General features: G+C 65.4%; 9 protein-coding genes and 1 pseudogene. 6 read left to right on the top strand and 4 right to left on the bottom strand.

What is annotated here, in order from left to right:
* Together AC1DXX_RS31725 and AC1DXX_RS31720 are read right to left on the bottom strand one after the other, a co-directional pair.
* Positions 1–381: POTRA domain-containing protein (locus AC1DXX_RS31725; protein ID WP_478138176.1), on the bottom strand; the 381-nt coding region annotated here is incomplete at its 3' end.
* A 47-nt stretch (positions 382–428) separates the two neighbouring features.
* Positions 429–5,531: a GLUG motif-containing protein gene (locus tag AC1DXX_RS31720; protein WP_478138175.1), complete on the bottom strand. Its 5,103-nt coding sequence runs from the start codon at positions 5,529–5,531 to the stop codon at positions 429–431.
* 179 nt (positions 5,532–5,710) lie between these two features.
* Between AC1DXX_RS31720 and AC1DXX_RS31715 the strand changes: the two genes are divergently transcribed.
* Together AC1DXX_RS31715 and AC1DXX_RS31710 are read left to right on the top strand one after the other, a co-directional pair.
* On the top strand, positions 5,711–6,418 hold the full coding sequence (locus AC1DXX_RS31715; protein ID WP_478138174.1) for a response regulator: 708 nt from the start codon (positions 5,711–5,713) through the stop codon (positions 6,416–6,418).
* Between the two features lie 8 nt (positions 6,419–6,426).
* A complete protein-coding gene (locus tag AC1DXX_RS31710; RefSeq protein WP_478138173.1) occupies positions 6,427–8,319 on the top strand; it encodes a sensor histidine kinase in 1,893 nt (630 codons plus the stop codon).
* A 74-nt stretch (positions 8,320–8,393) separates the two neighbouring features.
* Here the strand turns inward: AC1DXX_RS31710 and AC1DXX_RS31705 are convergent, their stop codons facing one another.
* Entirely contained in the window at positions 8,394–9,206 is an 813-nt protein-coding gene (locus AC1DXX_RS31705) for a class I SAM-dependent methyltransferase (RefSeq protein WP_478138172.1), read from the bottom strand.
* Between the two features lie 119 nt (positions 9,207–9,325).
* Here AC1DXX_RS31705 and AC1DXX_RS31700 point away from each other — a divergent pair, with 119 nt between their 5' ends.
* Entirely contained in the window at positions 9,326–10,285 is a 960-nt protein-coding gene (locus tag AC1DXX_RS31700; RefSeq protein ID WP_478138171.1) for a YihY family inner membrane protein, read from the top strand.
* A 166-nt stretch (positions 10,286–10,451) separates the two neighbouring features.
* On the top strand, positions 10,452–11,639 hold the full coding sequence (locus AC1DXX_RS31695; RefSeq protein ID WP_478138170.1) for a hypothetical protein: 1,188 nt from the start codon (positions 10,452–10,454) through the stop codon (positions 11,637–11,639).
* Between the two features lie 146 nt (positions 11,640–11,785).
* On the opposite strand, the gene AC1DXX_RS31690 is transcribed toward AC1DXX_RS31695, so the two are convergent.
* Positions 11,786–12,289, bottom strand: a complete 504-nt coding sequence (locus AC1DXX_RS31690) for a DinB family protein (RefSeq protein WP_478138169.1) — start codon at positions 12,287–12,289, stop codon at positions 11,786–11,788.
* 127 nt (positions 12,290–12,416) lie between these two features.
* On the opposite strand from AC1DXX_RS31690, the gene AC1DXX_RS31685 reads away from it, so the two are divergent.
* Positions 12,417–13,043, top strand: a complete 627-nt coding sequence (locus AC1DXX_RS31685) for a TetR/AcrR family transcriptional regulator (RefSeq protein WP_478138168.1) — start codon at positions 12,417–12,419, stop codon at positions 13,041–13,043.
* 283 nt (positions 13,044–13,326) lie between these two features.
* Positions 13,327–13,490 (top strand): annotated as a pseudogene (locus tag AC1DXX_RS31680) (IS5/IS1182 family transposase); the annotation flags it as partial.

Raw genomic sequence — 13,490 nt, 5'->3', positions numbered from 1 at the left:
GGCTTCGCGATAGTGCCGCGTCACGCGTGCGGCCAGGCGGCTGAGGTCGGCAAAGGTCTGTTCCTTGCCGATGGCGTCGGCCAGCAGGCTTTGCAGGGCGGCGCTGCTGAAGGCGGTGTTGCCGCTGAAGTGGATGGCCGCCACGCGGACCTGGGCACCGCCTTCGGCCACACTGCCGGCGCCGGGTTTGTCGATGGCCAGGGCCGGAGCCCCGGTGCTGGGGAGGGGCTGCGGAGCGCGGGGTTCCTGCAGGATCTGGCCGGCATCCGGGGTGGGCGTGCGGACCTGGCCGACGGCGATGGTGGAAACCAGAGCCAGGGCGGCAGAAAGCAGGCTGAGGGGCAGGCGAGGTGCTCGTGCCGCGAGAGATGGAAAGTACATGGAGACGTGCTCTTCGGAATGACCGGAAATATGAAAAGGTTGCAGGCTCAGTCGCAGCGTTGACCAGCGGTCAGTCGGACACCGCAGTCCTGGACATGCAGCAGCGTTCCGGTGCCAGCGAGCAATCGGGTTTCATCGTCCGGCGTGGAGAGGCGCGCGGGCAATTGCAGGTCCGAGCCCGGCGGGGTGGCCTGCAGGGCTTGCAGCACTTGGGTCAACGGTGCATTGGCGTTGGGCATGGCGGCGGGCGTTGCCGACGTCGTGGGCGTCGTGGGCGTTGCGGGCGCCACCGGCGTTGCAGGCACGGCAGGTACCACGGGCACCGCGCCAATCACCAAGGTGCCATCCACGTAGCTCAGGGTGTAGTTGCTCGCGCTCAGGCCACTGGCAGCAATGCTGTAGCTGCCGGCTGTGGTGGCCCCTTGCGAGGTGCCGCCGTAGACCAGGCTGCCGCCGAGCACGCTGCTGCTCTCGCCGGCGACGAAGCCGCTGTAGCTGACCCCATTGCCACCGCTGTAGGCGCTGCCGTTGGCGGTGCGGCTGTCGTTGTTGGCGGTAACCGTCAGTGCGGCGGCCGTGATGATGCCGCCCGTGTTGTCGACATAGCTGACGTCGTAGTTGCCGCCGCTGTTGCCGTCGTTCACCGTCACGCCGCTGGCGGTCACGGTCTTGCCGGTGCCGGCGTTCTTGTCGGTGTAGGCGAAGCTGCCTCCGCTGAGGCTGTCGGTGCCATACAGCGTGCCGCCGGTGACGACGGCCGTGCCGCTGGCCGTGGTGCTGCCGTCGTAGGTCTTGCTGACATCGGTGGTGCCGATGGTCAGCGCGGCCTTGGCGATGGTCAGCGTGCCCGCCGTGTAGCTGATGTCGTAGCCCTGCTGGCTGGAGTACAGGGTGGCGCCCAGGCTGTGGCTGCCGGCGTTGACGTAGCCGGCATTGCCCACGCCGATCAGGCTGGTGTCCACGCCGGCGTCGGCGGTGTAGGTCGTGCCGCCGGACTGGTCGGTGCCGTTGTAGGTGCCGCTGCGGCTGTCCACGGCCACCGTCGTGGCGGTCATGAAGCTGCGCAGCAGCGGCGCGGTAAAGCCTTCGTAGATGCGCCAGACCGAAGCGCTGCCGCCGCTGGTGGCCAGGTCCCAGCCGCTGAAGCTGCTGGCTTGCATCATTTGCGCACTGGTCAGCCCGGTGCCACCGGCGGAACTGCTCTGGCCGCTGGTGGTTGTGTTCCAGTAGCTGCTGGCGATGGTGACGTCGGGTCCCATGGAACCCAGCAGGCCGCCGGCATTGGAGGCGCCGCTCACCGCACCGTTGCTGTAGGTGTTGCTGATGGAGGCGCTCTCCGCATAGCCGATCAGGCCGCCCACCACGTCGTTGCCGCTCACGCTGCCGGTGGCGTAGGCATCGCTGAGGCTGCCCTGGTAGGTCCAGCCCATCAGACCGCCGACATTGATGTTGCCGCTGACATTGCCCGTGGCGTAGACGTTGCTGATATCGCCACCGAAGTAATCGGCGCCCACCAGTCCGCCCACGGAATCGCTGTTCGCACCGCCACTGACATTGCCGGTCGCATAGGCGCTGCTGATGTAGCCGCCGAAGTAGTTCGAGCCGACCAGTCCGCCGATGTCGTAACCCTCGCCGTGGACGTTGCCGGTGGCATGGACGTTGCTGACATGGCCGCTGCGGTTCGAACCCACCAGTCCGCCAATGGCGTTGACACCGCTCGTGTCGCCCGTGGCAACGACGTTGGTGATGCTGCTGCCTTCGTTATAGCCCACCAGTCCACCGACGTAGTCGCCGCCGCTGACACCACCCGTGGCGTTTGCGTTGTCGATGGTGCTGCCGTATTCGCTGGAGCCAACCAGGCCGCCGACTCTCTCGCTGCCACTCACGCTGCCGGTCGCGTAGGCGTTGCTGATGTTGCTGCCGTAGTTGGAGCCCACCAGTCCGCCGACGTAGTTGTCGCCGCTGACATTGCCCGTGGCGTTTGCGTTGTCGATGGTGCTGCCGGATTCGTTGGAGCCCACCAGCCCCCCCACGTTGTAGTTGCCGTTCACGTTGCCGGTGGCATAGGCGTCGCTGATCGAGCCGCCGTCAATGTTCTTGCCCGCCAGGCCACCGACCTTGGCTGTGCCGGAGACGTTGCCGCTGCTGTACGAGCCGCTGATGCTGCCGGTGTTGGTGCCCACCAGCCCGCCCACGTTCACGTTGATGCCCGTTACCACGCCGCTGGCGAAGGAGGCGTTGATGCTGCCACCCCAGTTGACCCCGACCAGCCCGCCCACGTTTTCGCCGCCGCTGACGCTGGCCGTGCTGTATGCGTTGCTGACGGTGCCGCCGTTGAGCCAGCCTACCAGCGCGCCGACGTGGTAATTGCCAGTGCCGCCACTGACAGAGCCGCCCACCAGGCCGATGTCTTGCAGCGTCGCGTTGTCGGCGTAGCCGATCAGGCCCAGGAAGTCGGACGAGCGGTTGATCGTCAGACCGTTCACTACATGGCCGTTGCCGAGCAGGCTGCCCGTGAAGGCGCTCGATGTGTTGCCCACCGACGCAAAGCCGGCCGTATTCCACATGCCGCTGGCGTTGCTGCCGCTGGTCTCGCTGGCGTTGATGTCGTGCGCCAGGGTGTAGCTGGCGCCGGTGTCCACGGCCATCAGCTGCAGCTGGTGGGCGTTGCGGATGGTGGTGCTGTGTTCGCTGTAGAGGAAGGGCCGGGTGCTGCCCTCGACCATCACCCAGGTGTTGTGGCTGCCGTCGTTGGCCACCCACACGCCCGAGCCGCTGGCCGTTTCGTTCCAGGTGCCCAGGTTGGCATAGCTGGCGTGGCTGTAGGCGCTGCTGCCGTCGACCGCGCTGACGTTGGTAATGCTGCCGCCGAAGCCCCCGTCGTTGTATCCCGTCGCGGCGCTCTGGCCGGTGCTGCTGCTGTCCCAGTAGCTGTTGCTGATGTTGCCGCCGTTCCAGCCAACCAGCCCTCCCGGTGTGGAACTGGCGCTGACCTGACCGGTGGCATAGGCATTGCTGATGCTGCCGGAGTAATTGACACCGACCAGCCCGCCCGCGTGGTAGCTCCCTGCACCGACACTGCCGGTGGCATAGACGTTTTCGATGCTGCCCTCGTTCCAGCCCACCAGCCCACCCACGTAGTGGTCGCCGCTGACGCTGCCATTGGCGTAGGCATTGCTGATGATGCTGCCGCCATAGATGCTCTTGCCCGCCAGCCCACCAACGTAGCCCGCGCCCGTGACGTTGCCGGTCGCGTAAACGTTGGCCAGACTGCCTGTGTTGGTGCCCACCAGCCCGCCCACGTTGTTGATGCTGCCTGTCACCGCGCCGGTGGCATAGGCATCGCTGATGGCACCGCCCCAGTTGACCCCGATCAGCCCGCCGACATTCTCGGAGCCGCTGACGCTGGTCGTGCTGTAGACGTTGGCCGCGCTGCCGTTCAACCAGCCCACCAGCGCACCGACGTAGAAGCTGCCCGAAACACTGCCCCCCACCAGCCCGATGTCGCGGACCATCGAGCCGGTGGCGGTCTGGCCGAACAGGCCCACGTATTCGGTGCCGCTGGCGTTGATGGTGAGATTGCTGATGGTGTGCCCCAGCCCGGCGAAGGTGCCGGCGAAGGCGCTGCTGCTGCCGCCCACCAGCGCACTGCCGTAGGTTGTCCCGCCGGCGTCCAGGTCCTGCGCCAGCGCGTACTTGCCGCCCAGGCCCGTGCTGTCGATCGCATCCAGCTGCGCCATGCTGTGGATCAGCGTGTAGCTGGTGCCATTGATGGCCAGCGTGGCGTTGGCGCCGCTCAGGGTGATCGGGGCCTTGATGTTGTAGCCGGTGCCGCTGGCCACGCTGCCGGTGCTGGCGTAGTCGCCGTGGTTGAGCGCCAGCCCGGCCGATGCCCCCGTGGCCGTGATGGCGGCATTGACGTTGATGTTGTTCGCCGCGTTGAGCGTGAGCGTGGTGTCGGCGCCCCAGCTCACGGCGTCGTTGACGTGGATGTCGCCACCGGTGCCCGTGCTGCCGTTGGCCGATTCGATCGTCACGTTGTTGCTGGCCAGTTGCGTGCCCAGCGTGGCGCCCGTGATGTCGCCGCCGCTGGCGGCAATGGTGAAGTCGGTCGGGTCGATCAGCCATGTGCCGGTCTTGCCGCTTTGGGACAAGGTGCTGATCCGGGCCCCGCCGGCCACCTGCACATGCGCGCCGCTGGTCTCCACGAAGCCGCCGTCGTGGGCCCCGCTGGCCGAGGCGTCCAGCGTGCCCGCCACCTTGACGGTGCCGCCGTTGAAGCCGCCCAACAACAGGATGGTGCCGCCCGCGGCGTCGATGCCCTTGGCTTCGATCACGCCCTCGTTGTTGACCACCGTGTTCAGCAGCGCATCCTTGGCGCTGGCCGTGAGGATCACCGTGCCGTTGTCGGCGCGGATCAGGCCCTTGTTCTCGGCCAGGGCGTTCAGGGTGCCTTCGTCCACCTGCACCGACAGCAGCCGGCTGCCGCTGAAGTCCAGCGTGACCTTGTCGCCCGCGGCCAGTGCCGCCGTGCCGTTGGCGGTGGTGATGGTGCCGCTGTTGCTGGCCTGCTTGCCCAAGAGGGCCACGTAGCCGCCGCTCAGGCTGCCCTGATTGACCACCGTGCCCTGGCTTCCATTCGCGCTGAAGCTGCGCTTGCCGGCCAGGAAGTCGGCATCGCTCAGGGAGAGGGTGGAGGCCACCAGGCCGCCGACGTTGACGCTGGCCGTGTTGCCGAACAGCACGCCGTTGGGGTTGAGGATCCACACCTGGCCGTTGGCGCTCAGGCTGCCGTTGATSACCGAGGACTCCGGGCCGATGACSCGGTTSAGYGCAATGGCGCTGGCGCCGGGCTGCACGAAGTTGACGCGCTCGCCGGCGGCGATGCCGAAGCTGGCCCAGTTGATGGCCAGGTTCTGGCTGCCCTGGGTGATGGTGGTGGTGGCGCCGCTCTGGCYGATGCTGCCGCTGCCGGCGCTCACGCTGCCRCCYGCYGGCGCCGCCCAGGCGCTGCYGCCCAGCAACGCGGCGCACAGGATCGCCACGACGGCGCTGCGGGCGCCCGACTTGCCGCGTCCCYKGGCGGTCTCGGGGGCGGGAACGTAACGGCGGGTGGTTTCGTTCCAGACGAGGCGGTAGGCGTGGTTCACGGCAGGGCGTTTCTTTGGTTGGGTAATGAACAGAGGGGTACAGCTGCAAGGCAGAAATTGCCTCGGCCTTCGAATTGCGGCTGTGCCAAGATTGCGTAACAAATGGTATTAACGCCGGCAGACCCTGTCTGTAGAACATATGCGCTACAGGTGTCGCTCACGAAAATATCCATCGCACAATGACGCCCCTGATGGAATTCGCGCACGCCCAACCTGAACCGCCTCCCATTCGCGTCGCGATCGTGGAGGACGATCCGGGCGTTTGCGATGCCTTGCGCCAGGTGGTGCAGGCCGCGCCCGATCTGCGCCTGGCGGGAATGGTCGGTACCCACCAGGAAGGCCTTGCCTTGCTGCAAGGACCGCCAGCCGACGTGCTGCTGGTCGACCTGGGCTTGCCGGATGGCTCGGGGATCGACGTGATCCGCGCGGCGGTGCAGAAATGGCCGGGCTGCAACATCATGGTGAGCACCAATTTCGGCGACGAAACGCACGTCATCCGCTCCATCGAAGCCGGCGCGGCGGGCTATCTGCTGAAAGACAGCTCCCCCTCGAAAATGATCGACGAAATCCGCAGCCTTGCGAGCGGCGGGAGTCCGATCAGCCCGATCATTGCGCGCCAGGTGCTGGCGCGCTTCCGGCAAGGTGCCCCAAGCAAGGCGGATGCGCCGGAGCCAGCCGCGGATTCATCCTCCCTGCTGTCTGCCCGCGAGAAAGAGGTTCTGAACTTCATCACCAAGGGATTCACCACGCAAGAAATCGCGAGGCTGATGCAGCTGTCGCACTTCACGGTACGCACCTTCGTGCGCCGCATCTACAGCAAGCTCAAGGTCACGTCCAAGGCAGAAGCGATTTACGAAGCCCGCAGCCAGGGGCTGTTGGAGTCTTGAGTCCACCCATGACCTGGTTCTGGCGGCTGGCATGCTGGCTGGTGCTGTGGGGCGTGGCAGCCTGCGCCAGGGCGGAAGACCAGGCGATACGGCTGGAACAGGCGCAGTTGCTGTCGGTGTTCGGCCATGGCTTCACGCCACCGCCGGCGCTGGCGAGTGATGCCGGATTGCCCGACCGCGGCTGGGCCGGCGTGCCCTTGCCGCATGTTGCGGCGCGCGAAATAGTGCCCCACCTGGACGCCACCGCCACCGTGACCGACTGGTACCGGCTGGCATCGGGCGCGCTGCCGGCCACGACCGAAGCTCGCTATCTGTACATCCCGCGCTGGAAGACCATCGGGCAAATCGCCATCTACGCCGACGGCAAGTTGCTCTACCAGTCGGAGGGCAGCCGGGTCCACAACGGCTACAACCATCCGTTGCTTGTGCGCCTGAATGGCGCGGCGGGTGCGTTGCCGCCGGCCTCCGTGCTGGTGCGGATCGACCGTCTGCGCAGCAGCGGTAGCGCTGTCTCCAGTATCTGGATCGGGGGCGCGCAATCGCTGGTGTGGCGCTACCAGGTGCGGCAGGTGTTGCAGACCCAGGTACCTTTTTCCGGTGGCGCTGCGTTTCTGGCCGTGGGCCTCTTCTCGTTCGCCGTATGGCTGCGGCACCGGAAGGAATCGCTGTACCTGCTGTTCTTCGCGATCTCCAGCGTCACCTTTGTGCGGATGCTGCACTACCACGTAGGCGGCAATTACCTGCCGATCGGCGATGACTGGTTCGAATGGCTGGCGGTCATCTCGCTGATGTGGCTGATCGTGTTGGCCCACAGCTTCCTGGAGCGCCTGCACCTGCGGCCCGTGCGGGGCTTGTCTCGTGCGCTGGTGGCGGTCACGCTGTTGTGCAGCCTGGCCATCCTGCCCGGCGCCTCGACGGCCATACCCCAGCTGATTCTGCTGACGCCGCTGCTGTATGTGCTGCTGCTTCCCCTGGCCGTGCTGGTCTTTGCCGAAGCCTTGCACAGTGCCTTGCGCACCCGCTCGCAGGAGGTCTGGTTGATGGCGGGCTTCTTCTTCGTGGGCGCCGTCTGCAGCGCCTACGACCTGGCGCTGCAGCACAACTGGGTCAGCCCCGAGGGGCTCTATACGCAGCCTTACGCCCTGATCGGGATGTTCTTCATGTTCGACTACATCATGTTTCGCCGCTATGTGGGTGCCATCGGTGAGGTGGAGCAGGTCAACGCCAGCCTGGCGCAGCGCTTGCAGGCGCGCGAAGCCGAGCTCGAACTCAGCCACCGGCGGCTGCGCGAGGTGGAGGTGCGGCAGACCATCAGCGACGAACGCCAGCGCCTGATGCAGGACATGCACGACGGGCTGGGCTCTTCGTTGATCAGCGCCATTCGCTCGGTAGAACGCGGCGGCGTGAGCGAGCTCAAGGTATCGCAGATCCTCAAGGATTGCCTCGACGACCTGAAGCTGACCATCGACTCGATGGAGCCGCTCGAGGACGACCTGTTGCTGCTGCTGGCCACGCTGCGCTTCCGGCTGGAGCCCCGCCTGGAGGGCACCGGCATCGCGTTGTCGTGGGAGGTGCAGGAGCTCCCGGCGCTGGACTGGCTCGACCCGTCCAGCGCACTGCACATCCTGCGCATCGTCCAGGAGAGCATCGCCAATATCCTGCGCCACACCCGCGCCACCGAGATCCGCGTGGGCACCACGGCGGACGCTTCAGGCGTGCAAGTGACCATCGAGGACAACGGCCAGGGCTTCGACGTGGAAAAGGCGCTGGGCGGCGCCAGAGGGCGAGGCATGCAGAACCAGCATCGCCGCGCCCGGAGCGTCGATGGCAAGGTCGCCTGGAAGTCAGGGCCGGCAGGCACGCAATTCGCTCTGTGGCTGCCGCTGGAGCGCGGGGCCTGATTGCCTTTGCCGTCTTCATGGCCGCGGTTGGACGGCCGCGCCCCGGCCAGTTCCGGCCTTGCGCCGGGACTTCGCTATCCCGCCGCCACGATCACATGCGCCTGAATCTTGCCGGCCACCGGGCCTTCGCCATGGCGGCTGGCGATCGCCTCCGTCGCGCGGTCCGTCGCGAGTTGAAGCAAGCCGGCGTCGCGCGCCTCGATCTCGTTGCGCAGCGGCGTTCCCTGGCAATAGGCGGTGGCAACGTCGCGTGCCGAGGGCGCGCGGCTCATCTTCTCGCGCGTCTCGATCTCGATGGTGGCGAACCCTGCGCGGCTCAATTCCTCGCGGATCACTGCGGCATCGTGATAGCCGTGCGGCGTGCGGGCGAGGAATCGCGGAGGGTCGTGCGGAAACACCGCGGCGACGGCGTTGGTCACTTCGTCGGCAAAGGCGTTCTCTTCGATGCGGTCCCACACATTGAAGACAAAGCGCCCGCCGGGCCTCAGCACGCGACGCGCCTCGGCGTAGCCGGCGACCCGGTTGGGGAAAAACATCGCGCCGAACTGGCAGCAAACGACGTCGAACGAGGCATCTTCGAACGGCAGGTCGAGCGCGTCCGCCTGCTGCCATTCGATGCGGCTGTCAGGCCCCTGCCGGGTGGCGGCATAGTCGAGCATGGGTTGGTTGAGGTCGGTCACCACGTAGCGCGCATCGGGCCTGAGTTTTGGCGCAAGCGCCCGCGTGACCACGCCGCTGCCGGCCGCCGTTTCGAGCACCGAGCCGGGCGAGGAGGCCGCGACAAGCTCCGCCATGTCGGTGGCATAGGCCTCGAAGATCAGGGGGACCATCAGCGTGTCGTAGAACTTCGGGATCGAGCCCGCGAACACCTTGTCGCTCTCAGCCATGAGATCTCCTTGAAAGTTCTGAACGGCGCCTTGACCATCCGTTCCGGAACGGGCCTGGTCGCTCCAACGAGTCCGCCGCCTGGTTGGGCATTGGCGACGATACGCTATGGTGGCCGCGCATGCCACCCGCGTCAACGTCGTTCGCCTGTAGCGGCAGCGGTCCTTACGCTCGCGAAACCGTTCGATTCCTCCTCCCTCAGCGATACATGTTTGCCCTGACCCGCTTGACCATCGACCGCGCCCGGAAAGAGCGCTTGCCCCAAGTCGCCGGAAGTCTGGCGTTCACGACCTTGCTGTCCATCGTTCCCTTGCTGGCAGCGAGCTTCGCGCTGTTCACGCGATTCCCGGTCTTCGCGCGGTTCAAGGATGCCCTTCAGGAGTTCTTGCTGAGCAGGCTGCTTCCCGTGGACATCGCACGCACGGTGCTGAAATACCTGAACCAGTTCGCCGCCAATGCCAGCGGCCTGACCTGGGTCGGCTCGCTCTTCTTGCTGGGCACAGCCATCGCGATGCTGCTCACCGTGGAGAACGCGCTGAACCAGATGTGGAAGATCCGGAAGAATCGACCGTTCTTCAAGAGGGTCGGCCTGTACCTGCTGATGTTGGCCGTCGGTCCACCCGTTCTGGGCCTGAGCCTGTGGGCCACGTCGTATTTGCTGGGCATTTCCATGGGCCTGATCGGCGCGCTGCCACCATCGCTCGCATTCGTGCTCGACCTCGGGCCGCTCATCCTGGGCGTGACCGTACTGACGAGCATGTTCTACCTCGTTCCGAACACCAAGGTACGGCTGCGCGACGCCTTCGCGGGCGGCTTGATCGCCAGCGTGGCTTTCGAACTCGGCAAGCGCGGCTTCACCACCTACCTCGTCAAGGTGCCAACGTACAAGGCGCTGTATGGGGCGTTCGCGGCGCTCCCCATGTTCTTGCTGTGGGTGTATTTTTCGTGGCTGGTTACGCTGGTCGCGGCCATGATGACGGCCAACCTCGCGCTCACCCGACGGCGACCGGCAGGCAAGCCCGCCCGGGCCTGGCAGCCAGGCCTTCGCAGGATGCCTCCAGTCGCATCCAACCGCCCATGACCAGCGACATCACTCTCGGAGATCGAAGGTTCGAGGTCACAACAACGCATCTGAGCCCGCCCATGCCCCAAGGCCGTCGCGGTGGAGCCGTATCATGCCGCCGGCGTGTCGTGCCGCTACGGCGCATTCACTCCCCTTGGCGCGCCTCCATCCGTTGCCCCATGCCATGAGCTTCATCATCCAGATCTTCGACCGCATTACCGCCACCGACGTGCGCAGTGCCCTGGCTGCATGCAACCGCGATCAACCGGTCAGCCCCCGGGTGGCTGCCATGTTCGAGCAATTCTTGCGCGAGGTGCAGTGCCATTTCCCGCTGGCGGCCCGTGCCAACGGCGTGGACCAACCCCTGATCTGGACCGAAGGCTTGCCCCTGGAGCCCGTGGACAGTTCGCCGCTCAACCTGGGCGTGGAGGTGGATGCGCTGGACGACACGGTGCTCTCCACCCTGGGCCATGTGGCGGCCGATGCCGGGCTGCAGATGCTGGAGCCGCAGGGCGGGGCGCTGTACCGGCTGGACCGACAGGTGATCTTCGACGATGGCAGTGCCGAGCCCTTTGCCGAACGGACGCCCCGGGCCGAGCCGCGCGCTGCGGCCGCAGCGGGCTTCGACACGACGAAGACGCCCTATACGCTGGACGTGCTGTGCGGCGCGCTGATGGACAAGCTGGCGCCTTTGGGCTTCGAGGTCCAGCCCCATCCCCACTGGGAGCACGCGCGGCTGGTACAACGCGCTTACGGGCCCACGGTGCAGGCGTTCTCCATCCAGGTGCAGCCCGAGCATGACCGCCAGTACGTGCATTTCACGGTGCGCTGGTGGTTGCCCGCCGTGCGCGAGGCCTGGCTGGAGCGGCTCGACGAGATCGGCGGACCGGAGCTGCGCGGCCGCATCCGGCCCCTGTTCACGCCGGAGCACGAGCGCATGCTCGGCGACTTCCATGGACGGCGCGATCCGCGGCTGGCCGACAACACGCTGCGCAGCGAGAGCGATCTGCAGGGGCACGCCCAGGCCCTGGCCGCCTGGTGCGCCGAGCAGGGCATGTACTTTCAGAACGCGCCCAAGAACATGGCGGAACTGGGAAAGATCATGCTGTCGGTCGACCAGTTGAGCAACGTGCTCAAGGCTGGTGAGAGCGGAGTGCATGGCCTGTTCTACCTGCCCCAGCAGATGGCCCTGCTGGTGCTGGCGTTGACCTGCAAGACGCCGTTGCGCGAAGTGTGGCTGGAGACCCTGCGCCACCGCCAGCGGGTGACCCAGCATGTGCAGTGGAAGCACGTCACGGGCGGTGACGGCAACGCCCTGTTCGAGGACATCCTGGCCAGCCTGATTGAACGACCGCCTGTCCTTGAAGCCTGAGCAGCACTGCGGGGGGGCGGCGGCCGGCCGGTGGCGGCGGGGTCCACGTCCTTGAAACCGAGTGCTTGAAGGTCCGGTTCTTCGGCAAAGTAGCCACAGCGGACATCGACTCACCTGCTGGCACGCCCTGCGCTGCGCAACTGCGTTCAAGCGGCAACCCGCCCCCTCGTCGACGCTTCCGCCTCGTGCAGATACGTCGTGAAGCCATCCTTGGCCGGCGGAACTGAATTGAGCAGCATCACTGCGCTGATCTGTCCACGATGACCTGCTCCGTGCGTGACAACATGCATGAGCATTTCCCCGCGAGACATACGCCCCGGTGCGCCGTCAGTGAACGCGAAATCGATTCGTTCGGTCAAGCGGGCAGGATCGAGCGTCGATGCATAGTCGATGTATTCCTGATCGCTTCTTCTGAGATCGGCGGCTAGAGCTTCAAGCGTTGGCATCTCACTCAAGTTGGCCGATGGGTACGCGTGAGCTTCTCGTCTGATGTGCGCGGCGAATATGCGGTCGACCACATACGTGTGGCTCAAGGCCTTGATGGCCAATGCGGTGATTGGGGAGTTGTCGCCAAGCCGGGAAAGTGCCGTCAACAGCTGGTCGTTCGCCCAAGCTTTGTATCTGAAGAGGTGCTGCAATGTGTCGTCCATGTCATGGGTCTCCTGGGGTATTTGCGCGCTAGGGGCCTCACATGCAAGGTGTTGCGCTGCCTTTCCGCGTCTGCCTAGAATATGAGCGACCATTCGCTTTTGCTACTCGCATTGACGGCATCAAAAAATGGCAAAAAAACCGGTCACCAAGCCCAGAAAAATCGCGACTCAGGAGCGATCGCGCGCGACTGTCGACAACCTGATCGAGGCAACTGCTCGCATTCTGGTCAAGGACGGCTTCAGCAAAGCGAGCACCAACCGCATCGCGGAAGTTGCGGGGGTGAGCATCGGCTCGCTCTATCAATATTTCCCCAGCAAGGAGGCACTCGTCGCCGCCGTGATCGAGCGTCACCAGCAGCAGATCATGCAAACGGTCCGGAGCGAGTTGACGCAGGTCTCGACCCAGTCGCTGGAAGAGGCCATGCGCAGATTCGTCGCGATCGCGGTAGAAGCGCATCGCCTCGATCCACAACTGCATCGAGTGCTCGCCGAGCAGATCCCGCGCGTGGGAAAGCTCGAGAAGCTGGAAACCTTCAGTCGTGAAAATTTCAGTCTGTTCAGGGCCTATCTCGAAGGAGCTCGGGACGAACTCGGCGTCGATGACCTCGAGCTTGCATCATTTGTATGTGTCACCACCATCGAGGCGTTGACGCATAACGCGGTGCTGCACCATTCCAAAGTGATGACCGACGATCGAATGGAAGCGCTCATCGATGAGGGCGCGCGCCTTGTGACCGGATATCTCAAAGGCTAGCTCGACCAGGGCGAATTTTCTCTTTCAGAAACACCCCACCTCGGTGGAGTCCCGATCAAGCGGTCACTTTCTCAACCGCGTGCAATCGCGCCTGATGGGACACCGGACTTGGCGGTTTTCACGTTCGTCCTAGCAACCGCCAACGACTTGCCGAAACTGTCCGCCGGGCAGGAAGTGGAGTTGGATTAGAGTGTGCCGGCTGTCGGCCGAGGCTGTGTGAAAAGACTTCCAGTCCCGCCCGTCAAAAAATAAAATCGGTGCACCCGTTCCAAGCGAGGTGCCCATGAAGCGATTCATCGAAGGCGAAGACCGACAGCAGGTCGCGCTGTTGCCGGAATGTCTTGATGACTATATCGGCGAAGACAACCCGGTGCGAGTGGTCGACGCCTTCGTCGAGGAACTGGATCTTCAGGCACTCGGCTTCAAAGGCGCGGACCCAGCTGGCTG

It is taken from the genome of Variovorax sp. P4_B10, assembly GCF_056402375.1.
This window is presented reverse-complemented; position numbering and strand designations above follow the sequence as displayed.

Excerpts from the sequence above, each read along its gene's own strand:
- AC1DXX_RS31695 (WP_478138170.1), top strand. The coding sequence starts at position 10,452 with ATGAGCTTCATCATCCAGATCTTCGACCGCATTACCGCCACCGACGTG.
- AC1DXX_RS31700 (WP_478138171.1), top strand. The coding sequence starts at position 9,326 with ATGCCACCCGCGTCAACGTCGTTCGCCTGTAGCGGCAGCGGTCCTTAC.
- AC1DXX_RS31705 (WP_478138172.1), bottom strand. The coding sequence starts at position 9,206 with ATGGCTGAGAGCGACAAGGTGTTCGCGGGCTCGATCCCGAAGTTCTAC.
- AC1DXX_RS31690 (WP_478138169.1), bottom strand. The coding sequence starts at position 12,289 with ATGGACGACACATTGCAGCACCTCTTCAGATACAAAGCTTGGGCGAAC.
- AC1DXX_RS31710 (WP_478138173.1), top strand. The coding sequence starts at position 6,427 with ATGACCTGGTTCTGGCGGCTGGCATGCTGGCTGGTGCTGTGGGGCGTG.
- AC1DXX_RS31715 (WP_478138174.1), top strand. The coding sequence starts at position 5,711 with ATGACGCCCCTGATGGAATTCGCGCACGCCCAACCTGAACCGCCTCCC.
- AC1DXX_RS31685 (WP_478138168.1), top strand. The coding sequence starts at position 12,417 with ATGGCAAAAAAACCGGTCACCAAGCCCAGAAAAATCGCGACTCAGGAG.